Source organism: Miniimonas arenae (genome assembly GCF_006351005.1).
GTDB lineage: Bacteria > Actinomycetota > Actinomycetes > Actinomycetales > Beutenbergiaceae > Miniimonas > Miniimonas arenae.
This window is the reverse complement of the sequence record NZ_VENP01000114.1, coordinates 1-1,824: the sequence shown is the minus strand read 5'-3', so window position 1 is coordinate 1,824 and position 1,824 is coordinate 1. Positions and strand designations below refer to the sequence as shown.

Below are 1,824 nucleotides of genomic sequence, written 5' to 3'. Positions count from 1 at the left end.
CAAGCTCAAGAACGGTTCGCACCTTCTGTACCGCGGAGGGCTCGTGCGGAACGTCGCCGTCGCAAGCTACGTCAAGATCGTTAAGGGCTTCGCTGAGCTGATCGCCAAGGTCGACGGCGAGGTCGTCGAAGAGGATCGCGGTGCGAGTTCCGGGTACCGCCGCGGCGTGGATCCTCTGTCTCGACAGCTCGACGTGAGCCTTGTCGGGTACATCGAGGGCGGACGCTTCGAACGCGGAGTCCGTGAGATGCCGCTCCTGGACAACGAATGCTTCATCCTCACGGAGCATGAGTTCAGGATGATCCACACGTTCGTCTCGGCGGGCGATGAGCCGCTCGAAATCGGCGCGCTTGCGATGGAGCCAACTCAGCCGGTATCAGTTGGCGTCAATGCGATATTCGCGAGCCACGTAGGGATCTTCGGCAACACCGGCAGCGGGAAGTCGTACACGCTCGCCAAGCTGTATCACGAACTATTCAAGAGATACGGGGCGATCGAGACGTTCCGCCGGCGGTCTCAGTTTGTGTTGATCGACTTCAACGGCGAGTACGTCAACTGCGTCGGCGGGTCGGAGGAGTACGCGACCGCAGTCATTGCCGGGGACGATGTGAAGCAGGTCTACGACCTGTCGACACACGACGACGGTGGAGACCGGCTGCCACTTCCGAAGTCCGCCGTTCACGATCCAGTCTTCTGGACCGTTCTGCTCGACGCGACCGAAAAGACGCAGGCTCCCTTCATTTCTCGCGTGCTCAAGAGCGAATACTGGGACCGGTTGCTACCCGACGCTCAGGCGCTCCTCGACGTGATCGGCGACCTGGTCGCGCGCGCAACGAAAAGCAACGACGGTGCGCTGGACCGCCAGCTGCCGGTCAACTTCCTTGAAGAAGTCGTGTCCTGTCTTGGCGACCATGCGTCGCCCGACCTGACCGCGCTGATCGAGGAGATGCGGGCCAGTCTCGGCTACTTCAGCCAGAGTCATAACTTCTACTGGGAAGCGACACCGACCACCCAGCGCAAGTGGGCGACCGACGCGGACTGGGCGGACTTCATCAAGGCCAAGGTGACCGCGGTCCAGCAGGACTTTTCGGCCGTCGACGACGTCGATCTCGTTCGCTTCAAGTTGGTGCTCCAGTACTACCGCGACGTGATCAGCGGGTTCGCCAACCGCGAGCATCTTGGGCCGATGATGAAACGGATGGACGAGCGGGTGCCGAGCATCAAACGGCTCGTGAAGGTCTCCGAGGATGCGTTCACGGAGGGGCCGCTCACCGTCGTGTCGCTTCGCAACGTCAATCTCGCCATGCGCAAGGTCATCCCGATGATCGTCTGTAAGCACCTCTATGACGCCAAGAAGCGCACAGACCCTCGGGGGCAGCGATACCTGAACCTCATCATTGACGAGGCACATAACATCTTGTCGACCGAGTCAGCGAGGGAGAGCGAAGCCTGGCGCGACTACCGCCTGGAGACGTTCGAGGAGATCATCAAGGAGGGCCGCAAGTTCGGGGTCTTCCTGACGCTCGCGAGTCAGCGCCCACACGACATCTCCGAGACGATCGTCTCGCAATTGCACAACTACTTCCTCCACCGCCTCGTGAACAACCTCGACGTTCACGCGATCGAGAAGGCGGTCGCCTACCTCGATCGGGTGTCGTTCGAATCGCTGCCGATCCTGCCCACGGGCACCTGCGTCTTGTCCGGGGTCTCAGCTCAGGTGCCCGTCGTCGTGAGGATTGGCGGCTCATCCGATTCCAGGGTGTAGTCGGGGCCTGAAGCCGCCGGTCTCGAGCAGGCTGCGGGCGATGTAGTTGGTGAGGTTGC

General features: G+C 61.5%; 1 protein-coding gene. It reads left to right on the top strand.

Annotated elements, in window-relative coordinates; translation table 11 throughout:
• Positions 1–1,765, top strand: a 1,765-nt coding sequence (locus FH969_RS14805; RefSeq protein ID WP_218975336.1) for an ATP-binding protein, incomplete at its 5' end; no start/stop codon positions are given.
• Between the last annotated feature and the right edge of the window lie 59 nt (positions 1,766–1,824).